The sequence below is a fragment of the Martinezella lusitana genome (assembly GCF_010668395.1).
Lineage (GTDB): Bacteria > Pseudomonadota > Alphaproteobacteria > Rhizobiales > Rhizobiaceae > Rhizobium > Rhizobium lusitanum_A.
The window spans coordinates 12,907-29,789 of record NZ_WUEY01000001.1; the positions used below are offsets into that span (position 1 = coordinate 12,907).

A 16,883-nucleotide genomic window follows, 5' to 3' on the forward strand; every position below is an offset into this window, starting at 1 on the left:
TGCTTTTTGGGCGGCTATGATAGGTCTTGCTGCACTGCATTGCGAATGAGGAGGTCCGATGAGCCAGTTTCGCGCCCGCCCGCCGGCCGTGCCCACGGTTCTTCTGGATGATGCCGTCGTGCGGATCACGCGCTGGGATTTCGAGCCGGGCGCCGATACCGGGCATCATGTCCACGGCCTCGGCTATGTCGTGGTGCCGATGACGGATTGTCGGTTTCTGCTCGAGGAGCCTGACGGCAGCCGCCGGGTCGATATCCCCAGGGGTGCCGCCTACCGCCGCGAAGCGGGTGTCGAGCACAATGTCGTCAATGCCGGCTCCGAGCCGATGTCCTTTATCGAAATCGAATACAAGTAATCATGAGCACGCCCGACTTCGACCTTGCCTTCGAACCCGCCTATGGCCGCGCCGTCCCCACGGCGCCCGGCATCGAGCGGATGACGGTCAACAATCCCAGCGCCTTCACCTTTCACGGCACCAACAGCTATATCGTCGGCGGCTCCTCCGTGGCGGTCATCGATCCCGGTCCGGAGAATGAAGAGCATTTCGCCGCGCTGATGGCGGCGCTGAAGGGGCGCGAGGTCACGCATATCTTCGTCAGCCACACCCATCGCGACCACTCGCCGCTGGCGAAACGGCTGAAGGAGGCGACGGGGGCGCTGACTGTCGGCGAAGGGCCGCATCGTGCCGCCCGGCCGCTCTACCACGGCGAGGTCAATCCCTTTGCCGAAAGCTCGGACATGGAGTTCCAGCCGGATATCGTGCTCGCCGACGGCGAAAGCGTCTCCGGAGACGGCTGGCAGCTGACGGCGCTGCTGACACCAGGCCATACGGCAAACCATGCCTGCTTTGCGCTCGACGGCACGGGCATCGTCTTCTCCGCCGATCATGTCATGGCCTGGGCAACCTCGATCGTCGCACCGCCGGACGGATCGATGGCGGATTACATGGCCTCGCTGGAGAGGCTTCTTGCCCGCGAGGACCGGCTGTTCCTGCCCGGCCATGGCGGGGCGGTGAAGGAGCCCGCGTCCTTCATGCGCGGCCTCAGAACCCATCGCCGCATGCGCGAGCGCGCCGTGCTGGAGCGTATCAAGGCGGGAGACCGGCTGATCCCCGACATGGTGAAGGCCATCTATCGCGATACCGACCCGCGCCTGCATGGAGCGGCCGCGCTTTCCGTACTGGCGCATCTGGAGGATCTGGTGGAAAAGGGTCAGGTGGTAACCGATGGACCGCCGGCGCTGCTGGGGGCCTACCGCCCGGCCTGAGCCTGTGGCACTACGCGCGCTTTCCGGAGCGACTAGCCGCCGGCGATACCGAGCAACTCCGCATCCAGCGCCTTCAGATAGCTATCCGCCAGATCGGCACTGACGCCGAGATCGTGCTGGCCGTAGCGGGAGGAGACACGGATGTCGACCAGCGTCGTTTCCGCCTCCTCGCGGATACGGATCACCAGGTCGCACGGCAGGCCGAAGATGCGGGTGCGCGTCTCTCCCTGCAGAATCACGTCGGTATTCTGGCGGATGAGGTCCGCCACCCCGTCGCGGAAGGGGCGCGGCGTCGGCACGGGAATGACATCGGGCACATCGCCGACGGCGCTGTCGTCCTGCGCCGGGTTGACGGTCTGCGGGCGGCCGCGTCGTTTCGGCTTCACATTGCCGTTGGGATCGGCAACATCGGCACCATCGGCCTTGACGATGTTGATGTGATAATCCCGCGCGACCTTGCGCACGGCCTCCAGCACGCGATCGCTCGCTCCTTCGTAGCGACGGCTGATGAGCGCGGGATAAGCATCGAACTGCGCCTCGCGCTCCTGCTGCGTCACCAGATGGCGCGGCGGCAGCCACATCTGCCTGACGTCCGGGGTCGCCAGCCACTCCGGTGGATCGCTGAGATCGGTCGAAATTTCGTAGATCGGCGGCCGGGTCCAGTAGCGCTCGGCGCCGAAAGCGAAGATGGCGAGCGGCAGCGCGGCATAGACGAGCGCCTTGACGGCGGAGACACCGCCGATGGCGGCGCTTTGCCAGAGCTGTACGAGGCCGAGCAGCGCCAGCACCACCGCAAGGACGGCGCAGCCGGCTGATATCAGCAGCAACAGCACGAAATAAGGCGTTTCCAGCGGCCCGAAGCGATGGCCGATCAGCGTCACGCCGCAGAGCACCAAGGCAAAGGAAGCGATCAAACGCGCGGCGCGGGCGGCATGTGAAACGGGACGGTCGAAGCGAATGGTCATCAAGGGCTCGTCGGCGCGTCGGATCGGAAGCCGGATGCACCGAATCCCGGAAAGAGAGTTATGTGTAGATCAAGAAACGGCGAAAATAAATCGAATGTCACGACACCAACGCGCAATGTTTCTTCAGGGCTGAAACCAGTAACGCCTAGACCAAAAACGTGAGCACTTGCTTAAATTCTCAAAAAAGGCCATTCTTCAGCGTTTTATCGAGGCTGTGAAAGGACTTGATGGGATGGAACCGATAGTTTCCCGAGACATCGCTGCCAAGCCGCTGCCGGGGGCGGCGATTGCCGCGACCGATGCAGTCGATCCGGTTCTGCCGCTGGAACTTCTGGAACTGGAGCTCTCGCTCGAAGGTTTTTCCGGCGGCGAGCCGGGCTTCTGCGAAGCCGTGCGCAACGCCGCTTCGGCCGTGCGCGGCGATTTCCTGTTCGATCTGCCGGCCGCGGGACTTGTCTCCGATTGCCGCAGGCTGGCGGTCATCCGGATTCCCGAAGGGGATGCGACGATGCGCACGCTCTTTGCGGCGCTGGACGGCGACGGCGCGGAAATCCGGCTGCTGCAACCGGACGAAGACACCGAGCATCTGCTGCGCTTCGCCGACGCCTTCGTCGATCTGCTGCAGCGCCTGCCGGCAAAGCCGAAGGAAGCTGCGTAAGGAAACCGGCCTGCGGCGCTGATACGCCTTTCGCGCCATCCGGCGCGGCGCTATAATTCGTGCCTGCACATCTGCATTCAGGACATCACGTCATGCGTATCGCCGCTTCCGTCTTATCCCTCCTCGCCATCACGCTCGTACTCTCCTCCTGCCAGACGGCGGAAGAAATCCGCGCGGCCGACGAGGCGAGGTGCAGCAGCTACGGCTTCCGGCACGGTACGGAGAATTTTGCCAATTGCCTGATGAATCAGGATCTTAGCCGGCGCGCGGACCAGCGTGCCTTCATGGAAAGCAACGATGATTTCTTCTGGGGGCCGACGGTCGTGGTCGGCGGGCCCGGATATTACTATCATCGCGGCTATTGGCGCCGCTGATCCCCAGGGAATCAGGCTCTTCCCTTGATGGCAGCCTGCGCCGCGGCAAGCCGCGCGATCGGCACGCGGAAGGGTGAGCAGGACACGTAGTCCAGCCCGATATCCTCGCAGAAATGAATGGAAGCGGGATCGCCGCCATGCTCACCGCAAATGCCGAGCTTCATGTCGTTGCGCGTGCGGCGGCCGCGTTCGGACGCAATGCGAATGAGCTCTCCCACCCCGTCGAAATCGAGCGATATGAAGGGATCGTGCTCGATGATGCCCTTGCGCTGATAGGTCGGGATGAAGGCGGCGGCATCGTCGCGCGACATGCCGAACGTGGTCTGGGTCAGGTCGTTCGTGCCGAAGGAGAAGAACTCGGCAGCCTCGGCGATGATGTGCGCGCGCAATGCGGCTCGCGGCAGCTCGATCATCGTGCCGACGAGATAATCGATCTTCATCCTGGCTTCGGTCATGACCGCACGCGCCACTTCGTCGATGCGGGCTTTCACGTAGTCCAGCTCGGAACGCAGGCCGACAAGCGGCACCATGATCTCGGGCACGACGGCAGCCCCGGTCTCACGCGCGGCAAGGACCGCCGCCTCGAAAATCGCACGGGCCTGCATTTCGACGATCTCCGGATAGGAAATCGCCAGACGGCAGCCGCGATGGCCAAGCATGGGATTGAACTCATGCAGCGCGTCGACCCTTTGGCGCAGGACGGAGGGTTCCATGCCCATGATGCCGGCCACTTCGGCGATCTCCTCATCCGTCTTCGGCAGGAATTCGTGAAGCGGCGGATCGAGCAGGCGGATCGTAACCGGCAGGCCGTGCATGATGGTGAACAGACCGGTGAAATCGAGCCGCTGCATCGGCATGAGCTTGGCAAGGGCGGCACGCCGGCCGGTCTCGTCTTCGGCAAGGATCATCTCGCGCATCACATGAATGCGATCGCCTTCGAAGAACATGTGCTCGGTGCGGCAAAGGCCGATGCCTTCGGCGCCGAAGGAGCGGGCCGCGCGCGCATCGGCCGGCGTATCGGCATTGGTGCGCACCGTCATGCGCCGCGAACGGTCGGCCCAGGCCATGATGCGCCCGAAATCGCCCGACAGCTCCGGCTGAATCATCGGCACCTCGCCTTTCAGAACCTGGCCAGTGGATCCATCGATCGTGACGATATCGCCCTTCGTCAGGGTGATGCCGATGCCGATCAGCTTTTCATTGCGCATATCGATGCGCATGGTGCCGGCGCCGACGACGCAGGGGATGCCCATGCCGCGGGCAACCACGGCCGCGTGGCTGGTCATGCCGCCGCGGGTGGTGAGAATCGCTTCGGCGGCATGCATGCCGTGAATATCTTCCGGGCTCGTCTCGATCCGCACGAGGATCGCCTTGCGGCCCTCCTCCTCGGCAACGATCGCCTCTTCCGCCGTGAAAACGATCTCGCCGGTGGCAGCGCCCGGCGATGCCGGAAGACCGGAGCCGATGACCTCGCGGCGGACGCGCGGGTCGATGGTCGGGTGCAGCAGCTGGTCCAATGTCGTCGGGTCGATGCGGGAAACCGCCTCGTCCTCGGTAATCAAGCCCTCGTCGACCATATCGACGGCTATCTTCATCGCCGCCTTCGTGGTCCGCTTGCCGTTGCGGGTCTGCAGCATCCAGAGCTTGCCGCGCTCGATGGTGAATTCCAGATCCTGAACATCGCGATAATGCGCCTCCAGCTGCGCGCAGATCCCCTTAAACTCGGCAAAGGCCTCGGGCATCAGCTTTTCCATCGACGGCTTGTCATAGCCGGAGGCAATGCGGGCGACTTCCGTGATGCTTTGCGGCGTGCGGATGCCGGCAACGACATCCTCCCCTTGCGCATTGACAAGGAATTCGCCGTAAAGCTCCTTTTCGCCGGTGGAGGGGTTGCGCGTGAAGGCGACGCCGGTGGCCGAGGAATTGCCGAGATTGCCGAAAACCATCGCCTGGATATTGACGGCGGTTCCCCATGCTTCGGGAATGTTGTGCAATTGGCGGTAGGTGACGGCGCGCGCGTTCATCCAGCTGGAAAAGACCGCGCCGACGGCACCCCAGAGCTGAACTTCCGGCTCCTGCGGGAAGGCTTCGCCCAGCTCCTCCTCGATGACGGTCTTGTAGATCGAGACGACGTGCTGCCATTCGACGGCTGTCAGGTCGGTGTCGAACTCATGGCCGAACCGCGCCTTCTCATCCTCCAGAATCTCCTCGAAGACCTCATTGTCGAGACCCATTACGACATCGGCATACATCTGGATGAAGCGGCGATAGCTGTCCCAGGCAAAACGGGCATCCCCGGCATCGTGGCCGAGCGCCTGTACGGTGGCATCGTTGAGACCGAGATTGAGAACCGTATCCATCATGCCCGGCATCGAGGCGCGGCCGCCCGAGCGCACGGACACCAGCAGCGGCCGCTCGGTATCGCCGAACCTGCGGCCGGTAATGGCTTCCATCCGCTGCAGACCCTGCATGACCTGCGGTTTCAGCTCATCGGGGAACTTGCGGCTGTTCTTGTAGTAGAAAGCGCAGACATCGCTGACGATGGTCAGCCCCGGCGGGACCGGCAATCCAAGATTGCACATTTCGGCAAGGTTTGCGCCCTTGCCGCCCAACCGCTCGAAATCTCCGGCGCCTCCCTCGGCCTTGCCGTCACCGAATGTATAAACCCAATTCGTCATTGTCTCCGCCCAACTCCTCCGGTTGAACTTAATTCATTGAGGCACAAATGAAAATCGACAAATACGGCAAAATGTTGCGCTGCACAATAAATATGACCCGAAGCTTCCCGGTTTCAATCGATTGATCAAAAAACCGGGACACATCCGGGTCATTCATGGCAACTGACGGCTAGGCTGGCGGCTCGCGCTGGGCCAGAATCTTGTCGATCCGCATGCCGTCGAGATCGATGATCTCGAAATGCCAGCCGCCGAAGGAGAAGCTTTCGCCCACTTCCGGCAGATGGCCGAGCTGGTAGAGGGCAAAGCCGGCGAGCGTGTGGAAATTGACGTCCTCCTCGCCCACACGCAGCCCCAGCCGCGCGAAGGCGTCATAGACCGGCATCATGCCTTCCATCAGCAACGATCCGTCGGCACGCTCGACGACATCGGGCGCCTCGTTTTCCATGTCGGGCAGATCGCCGGCGATCGCTTCCAGCAAGTCGGTCTGCGTGACGATGCCTTCCAGGCTGCCATATTCGTCGATGACCATGGCGAGACGAACGGGTGCGCGCTTGAAGTTCTCAAGCACCTTGAAGACAGCGGTGGACTCATGGACGACCAGCGGCTGGCGGATGACGGCCATCGGGTCCAGCGGCCCGCCATTCAGAAGCTGATCAAGAAGATCCTTCTTCAGGATCATGCCGATCGGCTCGTCGATCGATCCGCGCCCGACGAGAAGTTGCTCGAAGCGGCTTTCGCGGATGGTCTTCTGCATTTCTTCCGGCGGATCCTCGGCGTCGATCCACTCGACCTCAAGTCGCGGCGTCATGATGTCCGAAACATCGCGGTCGCCGATATTGAAAACACGCTCGACCAGATCCTGCTGGGCCTGTTCGAGCAGGCCCGCCTCCTGGCTTTCGGCGATCAGGAGCTTGATCTCCGCCGGCGAATGCAGGGAACCTTCGCCGGCACCCGGGCGCAGGCCGAAAAGGCGCAGGACGAGATTGCCAAGGCCGTTGAGCACGGTGATCGCCGGGCGCAGCAGGAAGAGGAACAGGCCGAGCGGCCGCACCACGCCGAGCGCGGTGCCTTCGCTGCGCTGCAAGGCCAGGCTCTTCGGCGCAAGCTCGCCAAGGACGATATGCAGCGCCGTGATGATGACGAAGGAAATGGCGACGGCGATCGCATGCGATCCGGCCGAGGCCCAGGTTCCAGGGAGAAAATCGAGCAGCGGCTCCAGCAGATGGGCCAGTGCGGGTTCGCCGACCCAACCGAGGGCCAGCGAGGAAATGGTGATGCCGAGCTGCGTGGCCGCCAGATTGGCATCGAGATTGTCGACGGCCTTCTGCAGCGCCTTGGCGTTCATTCGCCCTTCGGAAACGAGCTCCGTCACGCGGCTGCGGCGAACGGAAACCAGAGAGAACTCGGCCGCAACGAAGAAACCGTTCGCGACGACGAGCAGCAATACGGCAAGTATTCCGAGAAAATCGAAAATACTGCCAGTCGAGTCAGACATACTTCCCTTCCGGGCGGATCAGCGCCCTCGTTGTTGATCGAAAGACGAAGCTAGCACGCTTTAGTGATGTGCGGCAGGCGAGACAGCAATTTCTTGTCGAAACGAGAACAGTTTTCTCAACTTTGCGCGAGCGCTCTCAGGCGATTTCGCGCAGCCGTTCGGCGGTCTGCAGATCGACGGACACGAGCTGCGATACGCCCTGCTCCGCCATGGTCACGCCAAAGAGGCGGTTCATGCGGGCCATGGTGATCGGATTGTGGGTGATGACCACGAAGCGGGTCTCGGTGGAAGCGGCCATCTCGTCCATGAGATTGCAATAGCGCTCGACATTGTGGTCGTCGAGCGGCGCATCCACTTCGTCCAGAACGCAGATCGGCGCGGGATTGGTGAGGAACACGGCGAAGATCAGCGCCATGGCCGTCAACGCCTGCTCGCCGCCCGAAAGCAGCGTCATGGTCTGCGGCTTCTTGCCCGGCGGACGGGCGAGAATTTCCAGGCCCGCCTCCAGCGGATCGTCGGATTCGATGAGCTGGAGCTCGGCCGTGCCGCCGCCGAAAAGATGCGTGAACAGCCGCTGGAACTGCGCGTTGACGATGTCGAAAGCGACGATGAGGCGTTCGCGGCCCTCGCGGTTGAGGCTCTGGATCGCGCCGCGCAGCTTCCTGATGGCGTCGATGACGTCGTCGCGCTCCTTGATCAGCGCTTGTAGCCGCTCCGTCAGCTCCTTGCTCTCCTCCTCGGCGCGCAGGTTGACGGCGCCGAGACGCTCGCGCTCGATCCTGAGCCGTTCCAGCTCGCGCTCGACCTCGCGCAGGTCCGGCACGTTTTGCATAGCCGATAGCCCGGTCAGGCGCATGGCCTCATGCGGCTCGACATTGAGGGTCTGGCGAATGCGCAGTTCGCTCTCCTGCCGACGCTCGCGCGCGGACACCAGCCGTTCCTCGACGCGGCCGCGCTTCTCGCGGCTTTCGGCGAGTTCGGAGAGCGCCGTCGCGGCATGGCGATCGGCCTCGCGCTGAACGACTTCCGCTTCGGCAAGACGATCGGCCGCCACGCGGCGGGCATCCTCGGCCTTCTGCAGCTCGTTCATCAATGCGCGGCGCTTGTCGTCGAATTCATCGGGGGCGAGATCGAGCTCGGCAGCCTCTTCGCGGGCTTCCTCTTCGCGGTCGCGCAGCGTCTGGATATGCTCCTCGGCACTGGCCGCGCGCTGGCGCCATGTGTCGCGCTCCTGCCGGATCGCCAGGAGGCGGCGCTGCCGCGCCTCGTTTTCCCGATTCAGGCCCTCATGGCTGGCGCGCGCTTCGGCAAGGGCGCCGCGATCCGTCGCGACCTCCACCTGCTGGTCGCGCAGCTTCAGGTCGATGGCTGACAGATCCGGTGCGTCTTCCAGCTCGATGCGGGCATTCTCGTCCTGCATCGCCACATCTTCCAACTGCTCCCGCAACCGGCTAACCGCCTCGACGATCACGTCGCGGCGGCGGATGAGATCGCCGGAGGCGCGCTCCGCAGCAGCAAGCGCTTCACGCGCCTCGGCCAGATGACGAGCCGCAACACGGCTGGCGTCGCGGGCGGCGGCCAAACGGCCTTCTTCGCTCCGGATCGCGTCGGCGGCGGCCGAAAGGCGCTCTTCGGCCTCCATCAGCACGTCGCGAGCAAGCTCAGCTTCGGCTTCCAGCTCGGAGAGACGGTTCTTCTGGGCGAGCCGCAAGGCAGCGGCACTCGGCGCATCCGCCCCGGTCACATGACCATCCCAGCGGAACATCGCGCCATCCCTGGTCACCAGCCGTTGCCCCGGCTTCAACTCCGGCATCAGCCGCAACGCATGTTCAGCGGAAACAATACCGATCTGGCGCAGGCGACGCGTCAGTGCTGCCGGCGCGCCGACATGGGTAATCAAGGGTGCCGCACCTTCCGGCAGGGCCGGGTCGTTGGCACCGCTGCCATTGTCGGACCAGTAAACCGGCGCCTCGGAATTAAGCGAGGATTCCAGATCGTCGCCAAGTGCTGCGCCAAGCGCGGTCTCGAAGCCGCGGTCGACGCGCAGCTCCTCGGCAACGGGCGAAAAGGCGCCGGACGTATCGCCCGCCGCCAGCATCTTCGAAATGGTCCGTGCCTCGGTTTCGAGCGCGTTCAGGCCCGCGCGCGCCTGCTCGACCGGTCCGCGCGACAGCGCCTCGGTTTCGCGTGCCTTGGCAAGAACCGCTTCCACACTCTGGATCTCGCCTTCCGCATCCGCGACGACGTTTTCCGCCGCCTCGACCATGTCGCGCTTTTCGCCGGGATCGGGCAGATCGGCCATCTTTTCGTCGATGGCGGCAAGCTCGCGGTTCGCTTCGTCGGCCTGGCGTTCCAGCCTCATCTTGCGATCGGCAAGATCGCGGATGGCGCGCTCCAGCTGATTACGGGCAGCGGCGGCCTCGGCGCGTTCGGCCGTCAGGGCCGTAAATATGCGCTCGCTGTCGGCGAGCTTGGCGGCCGCTTCCTCGAAGGCGACACGCGTCTCCTCGGCAAGCCGACCGGAGTCGGCGAGGATATCGGCGAGATCGGCCTCTTCGGCGTCCAGCCTGTCGAGGATAGAGGCATTGTCGGCGACAAGGCGCTCCTCGCGGCTGATATCCTCGGCCAGTTGCACCAGCCGGCGGGTCAGCTCGTCGCGACGGCGCAGGATGCGATTGACATCCTCTTCCAGCTGGTTGCGGGCGAACTGCAGGCGCTGCAGCGCCGCCGCCGCCTTCGCTTCGTCATCCCGCAGCTCGGGCAGCTTGAAACTGGCGATGCCCTGCGCCTTGGCCGCCTCCATCTGGATCTGCGCCTTTTCCGCGACCAGCACGGTTGCCTGGTTGAGCGCGCTATCGGCCTCGACTTCGGCTTCCTTGGCCTGCACCCAGCGGATATGCAGCAGCATGGCTTCACGGGCACGGATATCGGCCGAGAGCATCTTGAAACGGTTGGCCTGCCGCGCCTGACGCTTCAGGCTCTCGATCTGGCTTTCGAGCTGCGACGTCACATCGTCCAGCCGCTCGAGATTGCCTTCGGCGGCGCGAAGGCGCAGTTCCGCCTCATGCCGGCGCGAATGCAGGCCGGAAATGCCTGCCGCCTCTTCCAGCAGTTGGCGCCTTGCCTGGGGCTTTGCCTGAATGAGTTCGCCGATGCGTCCCTGCCCGACCATGGAGGGCGAACGGGCGCCGGTGGAGGCATCCGCGAACAGCAGCTGCACATCCTTGGCGCGCGCTTCCTTGCCGTTGATGCGATAGACGGAACCCTGTTCGCGCTCGATGCGGCGCGTGACCTGGATTTCGTCGCTGTCGTTGAAGGCGGCAGGCGCGGTGCGGTCGCTATTGTCGAGGTAAAGCCCGACTTCGGCAGTGTTGCGCGCGGGGCGATTGCCGGATCCGGAAAAGATCACGTCGTCCATGCCGGAGGCGCGCATGTTCTTGTAGGAATTCTCGCCCATCACCCAGCGCAGCGCTTCGACAAGATTGGACTTGCCGCAGCCGTTCGGCCCGACGACGCCGGTCAGACCGCGCTCGATGACGAATTCTGCCGGTTCGACGAAGGATTTGAAGCCGACAAGTCTCAGTCTATTGAATTTCATAGGCGATGCCCTCTTCTCCCCCGAAAGGAGAAGGCCGTCGACAATGCCGGCATCGCGAGCGTGACCGCTCCGGACTTGTATTCAGGAGAGACGATCACAGGCGCGCGACCCCGGCCGCCCGCCTGTGATGAAAAAAGGCGCGGGTCAGAGCAGGCTGTCGATAAGCTTCGACATGGCACCAACAGACATGTCCCCTGCATAGCGCTTGCCATTGATGAGGAAGGTCGGCGTTGCATTGACGCCGAAATCCTTGGCTGCGCGTTCACGTACGGAGTTGACATCATCCAGAAGCTTCTGGTTCGTCAAGCATTTCGTGAAGCTATCCTCAGTAAAACCAGCGAGTTTCGACATCTGAAGCAGTGCGGCGCGGCCATCGACGTCAGGCGAGGCCCAGGCGATCTGCTGCTTGAACAGCATTTCGACCATCGGCAGGTATTGCTCCTGCGGGGCGCAACGGGCCAGCATGAAGGCTGCGGCTGCGCGCGGATCGAACGGGAATTCGCGGATGATGAAGAGAACCTTGCCGGTGTCGACATACTTCTGCTTGATCGTGTCGAAGGTCGTCACCGCGAAATGCGCGCAATGCGGGCAGGTCAGGGACATGTATTCGACGATCTTGACGGGCGCATCCTGCTTGCCGAGTGCGATTTCCGGCAGCGGACCGGGCTTCAGCACGTCCGTCATGTTGACGTCGCCGTCCGCCGGCGGCACTTCGTCTTCTGCTGAAGCGGCGGATGCGGTGTCGGCAAAGGCAGAGAACGCCACGGAAAGAGCTGCAACGGCAGAACCGCCCAGCAGGTGGCGCTTGGTCAAGAGCATGTCGGACATCGGCATAGAGTCACCCGTCGTTAAAGAGATCTTCGAATGTTTCATGCGATATAACGGCTGCTTGCCGCTAACAAGGCACGGTTGGCAAACTTTCTTCAAAGAATTGTGACCTGGGAAAGACAGACAACTTAAATTCCATCCACAATCCACGAAACCGGCGGTTCAGCCTGCTCCTAGCGCCGCTTCCAGGCCATTGCGGTGCCCAAACGGTGAACGGCGGCCCTGATCTTCTCGTCCTCGATACCTTCCATCATGCCCGCAAGCTTGCGCGCCGCCTCGCCCTTCAGCGGCGGCGGCGTGCGGGAGCGTTTGGATGCGACGGAAACCGGCTTCTGCACGATGCGGATCTGGTTGACGGCATAAAAGCCGAAGAAGCTGTTGATGCGCTGGATCAACTCGCCCTGAGCATGGGTGAGAAAGAGGGCGCGGGCGCCCTCGCAGGCGATGGTCAGCACGCCCGGCTGAAACCGATCATCCATGCCGTGGCCGCTTCGCCTGGCCCAGGCGATCTTTTCCGGCCGCGTGCAGTCGGCAAAGTCCTCGCCGGCAATCTCGTCCCAGCAGCCGAGCAGCGTCGTGTTGATACCGGCGCGCTTCGCCAGGACCGGATCGACGATGCTATTGGTCAGCTCGGAAATCTGACGCTCGCCTTTTCGGGGATAACTCATTTCATCCAGGTCTCTGCACAGGCTTTATACCGTCGGCACCTTGATCGCCCGACGCAGCTTGGCCAAAGTATAGTGCACTTCCCCTCAATGCGGCAAATCATGACGACGACTTTAGAATTTCCCACGGCCGCGTTGCTGCTTGCCTGGTACGATCGCCACCACCGCGACCTGCCCTGGCGCGTCTCGCCGCCCATGGCCGCGCGCGGCGTCATGCCGGACCCCTATCGCGTCTGGCTGTCGGAGGTGATGCTGCAGCAGACGACCGTGCCGGCGGTCAAATCCTATTTCGCGAAATTCCTGGAGCGCTGGCCGACGGTCGGCGATCTCGCGGCCGCGGCGAACGAAGACGTCATGGTGGCGTGGGCCGGGCTCGGCTACTACGCCCGCGCCCGCAATCTCAAGAAATGCGCCGAAGCGGTTGCGGCCGACCATGGCGGGCGCTTTCCCGATACGGAGGACGGCTTGCGGGCGTTGCCCGGCATCGGCGATTACACCGCCGCTGCGGTCGCTGCCATCGCATTCAATCGCCAGGCGGCAGTGATGGACGGCAATGTGGAGCGTGTCATTTCCCGCCTTTATGCGATTTCGGCGCCCTTGCCCGCCGCCAAGCCGCTGATGAAGCAGAAGGTGGCCCAGCTGACGCCGGCCGACCGGCCGGGCGATTTCGCTCAGGCGATGATGGATCTCGGCGCGACGATCTGCACGCCGAGGCGTCCGGTCTGTTCGCTCTGTCCCTTCAACGGCGCCTGTCAGGCGCTGGCGGGGCACGATCCCGAACATTTCCCGGTCAAAGCCGCCAAGAAGGAAAAGCCGGTGCGCCAGGGAGCGGCCTTCGTTGCCGTCAATGACGAAGGCGAAATCTTCCTGCGCCGTCGCATCGAAAGCGGCCTTCTCGGCGGCATGACGGAAGTGCCGACGACGGGATGGACGGCGCGCGTCGACGGCGACACCGGTATCGAGGCAGCCCCCTTCCCGGCCGATTGGCAGCCGGCAGGCACGGTGACGCATGTCTTCACGCATTTCGAATTGCGACTGTCGATCTGGCGTGCCAAGTCGGTCACGGAGAAGGACAACCATGACGGATGGTGGGCGCCGGTTACAAATCTTGAAGAGCAGGCCTTGCCGACAGTCATGAAAAAAGCGATCGCTCAGGCTATTCCCAATGCGTTCGCAAAACGCGTTTAGAGCAGAAATCAGGAATCCATTCATGACGACGGAAATACGGCATATCGTTTTCGATATCGGCAAGGTTCTTATTCATTACGATCCGAACATTCCCTACAGCCGCATCATTCCGGACGATGCCGAGCGCGAATGGTTCTTCACCAATGTCTGCACCCACGACTGGAACATCGAACAGGATCGCGGCCGCACCTGGGAAGATGCCGAAGCGCTGCTGATCGCCGACCATCCGCAGCGTGAAGAGCATATCCGCGCCTTCCGCCAGTATTGGCACGAGATGGTTCCGCACGCCTATGAAGACAGCGTCTCCATTCTGGAACAGCTGATCGACGAGGGCCGCGACGTGACCATGCTGACCAATTTCGCCTCCGACACGTTTCGCGAGGCGCAGGCGCGCTATCCGTTCCTCAAGAAGCCGCGCGGCGTGACCGTTTCGGGCGATGTCGGCCTGATCAAGCCGGATGTAGCAATCTACGACACCCACGCCAGGAGCTTCGACCTCGATCCGGCCGCGACGATCTTCATCGACGATTCCTATCCGAACGTCGAAGGCGCGCGGGCTGCCGGCTGGCATGCAGTTCACTTCACCGGCGCCGAGAAGCTGCGCAGCGATCTCGCCGCCCATGGCATAAAGGTTTGAGCCAATGATCTTCGATCCCGCAGAGCGCATCGATCTGTTTCACGACGCCATCAATCGTCTCGATTACGAGGCGATCGAGAACTTCTTCGCCGAGAATGCCACCTACGTCTCCAACGGCGTCGGCAGTCTTGCCGGCCGCGCGGCGATCATGGAGGCCTTCCGCGGCTACTTCGATACCTATCCCGACCAGACTGCGTCCAATTCCCTGGTGGAGACTCTGACGCCGCTTTCGGGCCGGGCCGTCTGGTCCGTGCGCGCCACCAACAGCAAGACGGGCAAGCCGCTGATTCGCGAAGGCGAGGAGACGATTACGTTCGATGAAGACGGCCGCGTCGTACGCGTCGACGTCACGGACTATCAGGACTTCTGAGATCTCGAGCTGACAAGACGCCCAGGGCCTCGCCGGATCTCGTCCGGCAAGGCCCTGGGCGTTTCACCTTCTTCCCTAACTGGAGGTACACGACGGAAGAAGGCGGATATCGCGGGACGTGGTGGAGACCTACTCCACCTTCGCCAGATCGCTGCGGATGATGGCCCTGAGCTCATCGATCGGACGCAGGGAACGGCCGTCGTCGAAGTGCCAGAACATCCATCCATTGCATGCATCAAGGCCCTGCACCTTCGCGCCAAGGCGATGAATGGAGCCGGCCTCGCCGCCGGAGGCAACCGTGCCGTCGGCGCGCACGATGGCGCTATAGCGGCGCTTCGCATCCGTCAGCACCTGGCCCGGCTTGATGAGGCCGCTTTCGATCAGCACGTTGAACGCGACGCGAACCTCGGCCTTCTTGCCGGTCATCACGGTCAGTTCCGCCTTGCCAAGCGGCTCGACGGCGGCAATGCGGGCGCTGGCCGCATCGATATAGTCCTGCTCGCGCTCGATGCCGACGAAGTGACGGCCGAGGCGCTTGGCGACGGCGCCCGTCGTGCCCGAACCGAAGAAGGGATCGAGAATGATGTCGCCCGGCTTGGACGAGGCCATGATGACGCGGGCAAGCAGGGCTTCCGGCTTCTGCGTCGGATGCACTTTCTTGCCGTCGTCGCCCTTCAGCCGCTCATTGCCGTTGCAGATCGGAAACAGCCAGTCGGAGCGCATCTGCACGTCGTCATTGGCGGCTTTCATGGCGTCGTAGTTGAAGGTGTAACCCTTGGCCTTGGCATTCGGGCTCGCCCAGATCATCGTCTCATGCGCGTTCTGGAAGCGGCGGCCCTTGAAATTCGGCATCGGATTGGTCTTGCGCCAGACGATGTCGTTGAGGATCCAGAAGTTCAGATCCTGCATAGTCGCGCCGACGCGGAAGATGTTGTGATAGGAGCCGATAACCCAGATCGTGCCGGTCGGCTTCAGCACGCGGCGGCAGGCGAGCAGCCAGGCGCGGGTGAAAGCATCGTAGGCTTCGAAGGAGGCGAACTGGTCCCACTCGTCATCGACGGCGTCGACCAGCGACTGGTCGGGACGATGAAGCGTGCCGCCAAGCTGAAGATTGTACGGCGGGTCGGCGAAGATGACGTCGACGGATTGATTGGGCAGTGCCTCAAGAGCGGCCACGCAATCGCCCTTGATGATCGTGTCGATCCAGGAACCCGGAACTGCGGAGGTCCTGAGGTCGGCAAGCGGGAAAACTGACGCCATGTGATACTCGCTGTTACACTTACTCGGTGCTCTTAACTGCGTGTTATGGTTACCTAACTTGGTTACCAAAGACTAAAGCGGCGTCATATTTTCCGAATTCCCGAGAAGGTCCCGGGAATTCACGGCGCGTTGGGCGGCGCTATCGCGCTGAATTTCCCTGGATATCGTGGACCGCGTGACTGTCGTCAGGCGCTTCGGCGCGTTCATTCATTCCGTAGTCGCGAAGGACCTCCGCCACACGCAGCCGATAGTCGGCAAATACCGTCTTCCGGCCCGCTTTCTGCGCGGCGCGGTGGGCTTCGCGGTTTCGCCATTCGAGAACTGCGGCCTCGTCGCTCCAGAAGGAAAGCGACAGGATCTTGCCCGGCTGGCTGAGGCTCTCGAAGCGCTCGATGGAGACGAAGCCGTCGATCGCTTCAAGCTCGGAGCGCAGCCTTGCGGCAATGTCGAGATAGTGCTGGCGCTCATCCGGATGGGGAACGACTTCGAAGATGACCGCGATCATGGCGATATCCCCGGAGCATGCGGCAGGGATATGTTTTTCAGGAAAATGCGATCCTCCTGCAGGATGAAACGCTCCTTGCGGGAGAAATCGTGATTGGCCTGCGCGAGCGGATCGGCAGCCAGGCTTTTGCGATAGGCTTCGTAGGCGGCCAGGTTCTCGATGTTGTAAATGCCGTAAGCCGTCGTCAGCGAGCCCTCGTGCGGCGCGAAATAGCCGATAAGATCCGCGCCGTTGCGCGGGATGATCTGACCCCAGGCCTTGCCATATTCGGCGAAGGCTTCCTGCTTGAAGGGATCGATCCGATAGCGGATGAAACAGGTGATCATTGGCTTTCTCCTTTGCTGATGACGATGTTTTCGCACATTGCCGAACGGAGATGCTTCGGTTACGATCGAA

Annotated in this window: 16 protein-coding genes; 7 read left to right on the forward strand and 9 right to left on the reverse strand. The window is 62.8% G+C overall.

The genetic code is table 11. The features are described from left to right. The first annotated feature begins 58 nt into the window (after window positions 1-58). Both GR212_RS00085 and GR212_RS00090 read left to right on the forward strand, forming a co-directional pair. Entirely contained in the window at window positions 59-355 is a 297-nt protein-coding gene (locus tag GR212_RS00085) for a cupin domain-containing protein (protein WP_163984433.1), read from the forward strand. A 2-nt stretch (window positions 356-357) separates the two neighbouring features. Next, on the forward strand, window positions 358-1,266 hold the full coding sequence (locus GR212_RS00090; protein ID WP_163984434.1) for an MBL fold metallo-hydrolase: 909 nt from the start codon (window positions 358-360) through the stop codon (window positions 1,264-1,266). 32 nt (window positions 1,267-1,298) lie between these two features. On the opposite strand, the gene GR212_RS00095 is transcribed toward GR212_RS00090, so the two are convergent. Beyond that, on the reverse strand, window positions 1,299-2,231 hold the full coding sequence (locus tag GR212_RS00095) for a DUF1499 domain-containing protein (protein WP_163984435.1): 933 nt from the start codon (window positions 2,229-2,231) through the stop codon (window positions 1,299-1,301). 241 nt (window positions 2,232-2,472) lie between these two features. Here GR212_RS00095 and GR212_RS00100 point away from each other — a divergent pair, with 241 nt between their 5' ends. Together GR212_RS00100 and GR212_RS00105 are read left to right on the forward strand one after the other, a co-directional pair. Beyond that, on the forward strand, window positions 2,473-2,889 hold the full coding sequence (locus GR212_RS00100) for a hypothetical protein (RefSeq protein WP_348643432.1): 417 nt from the start codon (window positions 2,473-2,475) through the stop codon (window positions 2,887-2,889). A gap of 92 nt (window positions 2,890-2,981) precedes the next feature. Beyond that, the gene (locus tag GR212_RS00105; RefSeq protein ID WP_163984437.1) at window positions 2,982-3,263 is read left to right on the forward strand and encodes a hypothetical protein; all 282 of its coding nucleotides are present in this window, start codon (window positions 2,982-2,984) and stop codon (window positions 3,261-3,263) included. Between the two features lie 11 nt (window positions 3,264-3,274). On the opposite strand, the gene ppdK is transcribed toward GR212_RS00105, so the two are convergent. From ppdK to GR212_RS00130, 5 genes are all read right to left on the reverse strand, one after another. After that, window positions 3,275-5,941 carry a pyruvate, phosphate dikinase gene (ppdK, locus tag GR212_RS00110; RefSeq protein WP_163984438.1) on the reverse strand — a complete coding sequence of 889 codons (2,667 nt, stop codon included), beginning with the start codon at window positions 5,939-5,941 and terminating at the stop codon, window positions 3,275-3,277. Window positions 5,942-6,110: 169 nt separating this feature from the next. After that, window positions 6,111-7,436 (reverse strand): hemolysin family protein, encoded by a 1,326-nt coding sequence (locus GR212_RS00115; RefSeq protein ID WP_163984439.1) that lies wholly within the window; start codon window positions 7,434-7,436, stop codon window positions 6,111-6,113. A 136-nt stretch (window positions 7,437-7,572) separates the two neighbouring features. Continuing rightward, window positions 7,573-11,034: a chromosome segregation protein SMC gene (smc, locus tag GR212_RS00120; protein ID WP_163984440.1), complete on the reverse strand. Its 3,462-nt coding sequence runs from the start codon at window positions 11,032-11,034 to the stop codon at window positions 7,573-7,575. Between the two features lie 144 nt (window positions 11,035-11,178). After that, window positions 11,179-11,868, reverse strand: coding sequence for a DsbA family protein (locus GR212_RS00125; RefSeq protein ID WP_163984441.1), 690 nt, complete (start codon window positions 11,866-11,868; stop codon window positions 11,179-11,181). A gap of 167 nt (window positions 11,869-12,035) precedes the next feature. Beyond that, window positions 12,036-12,530 carry a DUF721 domain-containing protein gene (locus tag GR212_RS00130; protein WP_163984442.1) on the reverse strand — a complete coding sequence of 165 codons (495 nt, stop codon included), beginning with the start codon at window positions 12,528-12,530 and terminating at the stop codon, window positions 12,036-12,038. Between the two features lie 96 nt (window positions 12,531-12,626). On the opposite strand from GR212_RS00130, the gene mutY reads away from it, so the two are divergent. Genes mutY through GR212_RS00145 form a run of 3 tightly spaced genes read left to right on the forward strand, consistent with a single transcriptional unit; the run spans window position 12,627 to window position 14,722 of the window. Beyond that, the gene (mutY, locus tag GR212_RS00135; RefSeq protein ID WP_163985140.1) at window positions 12,627-13,715 is read left to right on the forward strand and encodes an A/G-specific adenine glycosylase; all 1,089 of its coding nucleotides are present in this window, start codon (window positions 12,627-12,629) and stop codon (window positions 13,713-13,715) included. Between the two features lie 22 nt (window positions 13,716-13,737). After that, window positions 13,738-14,352 (forward strand): HAD family hydrolase, encoded by a 615-nt coding sequence (locus GR212_RS00140; protein WP_163984443.1) that lies wholly within the window; start codon window positions 13,738-13,740, stop codon window positions 14,350-14,352. A gap of 4 nt (window positions 14,353-14,356) precedes the next feature. Beyond that, complete coding sequence (locus tag GR212_RS00145) at window positions 14,357-14,722, forward strand: nuclear transport factor 2 family protein (RefSeq protein WP_112796605.1); 366 nt, start codon at window positions 14,357-14,359, stop codon at window positions 14,720-14,722. 129 nt (window positions 14,723-14,851) lie between these two features. On the opposite strand, the gene GR212_RS00150 is transcribed toward GR212_RS00145, so the two are convergent. From GR212_RS00150 to GR212_RS00160, 3 genes are all read right to left on the reverse strand, one after another. Beyond that, the gene (locus tag GR212_RS00150; protein ID WP_163984444.1) at window positions 14,852-15,982 is read right to left on the reverse strand and encodes a site-specific DNA-methyltransferase; all 1,131 of its coding nucleotides are present in this window, start codon (window positions 15,980-15,982) and stop codon (window positions 14,852-14,854) included. Between the two features lie 139 nt (window positions 15,983-16,121). Then, window positions 16,122-16,487, reverse strand: a complete 366-nt coding sequence (locus GR212_RS00155) for an antibiotic biosynthesis monooxygenase family protein (RefSeq protein ID WP_163984445.1) — start codon at window positions 16,485-16,487, stop codon at window positions 16,122-16,124. Next, entirely contained in the window at window positions 16,484-16,813 is a 330-nt protein-coding gene (locus GR212_RS00160) for an NIPSNAP family protein (protein ID WP_163984446.1), read from the reverse strand. Before GR212_RS00160 ends, GR212_RS00155 begins: the two co-directional genes overlap by 4 nt. Between the last annotated feature and the right edge of the window lie 70 nt (window positions 16,814-16,883).

Bases quoted from the DNA above. Each gene is read 5' to 3' on its own strand.
- GR212_RS00085 (WP_163984433.1), top strand. From the start codon at position 59: ATGAGCCAGTTTCGCGCCCGCCCGCCGGCCGTGCCCACGGTTCTTCTG.
- GR212_RS00090 (WP_163984434.1), top strand. From the start codon at position 358: ATGAGCACGCCCGACTTCGACCTTGCCTTCGAACCCGCCTATGGCCGC.
- GR212_RS00095 (WP_163984435.1), bottom strand. From the start codon at position 2,231: ATGACCATTCGCTTCGACCGTCCCGTTTCACATGCCGCCCGCGCCGCG.
- GR212_RS00105 (WP_163984437.1), top strand. From the start codon at position 2,982: ATGCGTATCGCCGCTTCCGTCTTATCCCTCCTCGCCATCACGCTCGTA.
- ppdK (WP_163984438.1), bottom strand. From the start codon at position 5,941: ATGACGAATTGGGTTTATACATTCGGTGACGGCAAGGCCGAGGGAGGC.
- GR212_RS00115 (WP_163984439.1), bottom strand. From the start codon at position 7,436: ATGTCTGACTCGACTGGCAGTATTTTCGATTTTCTCGGAATACTTGCC.
- smc (WP_163984440.1), bottom strand. From the start codon at position 11,034: ATGAAATTCAATAGACTGAGACTTGTCGGCTTCAAATCCTTCGTCGAA.
- GR212_RS00125 (WP_163984441.1), bottom strand. From the start codon at position 11,868: ATGCCGATGTCCGACATGCTCTTGACCAAGCGCCACCTGCTGGGCGGT.
- GR212_RS00130 (WP_163984442.1), bottom strand. From the start codon at position 12,530: ATGAGTTATCCCCGAAAAGGCGAGCGTCAGATTTCCGAGCTGACCAAT.
- GR212_RS00140 (WP_163984443.1), top strand. From the start codon at position 13,738: ATGACGACGGAAATACGGCATATCGTTTTCGATATCGGCAAGGTTCTT.
- GR212_RS00145 (WP_112796605.1), top strand. From the start codon at position 14,357: ATGATCTTCGATCCCGCAGAGCGCATCGATCTGTTTCACGACGCCATC.
- GR212_RS00150 (WP_163984444.1), bottom strand. From the start codon at position 15,982: ATGGCGTCAGTTTTCCCGCTTGCCGACCTCAGGACCTCCGCAGTTCCG.
- GR212_RS00155 (WP_163984445.1), bottom strand. From the start codon at position 16,487: ATGATCGCGGTCATCTTCGAAGTCGTTCCCCATCCGGATGAGCGCCAG.
- GR212_RS00160 (WP_163984446.1), bottom strand. From the start codon at position 16,813: ATGATCACCTGTTTCATCCGCTATCGGATCGATCCCTTCAAGCAGGAA.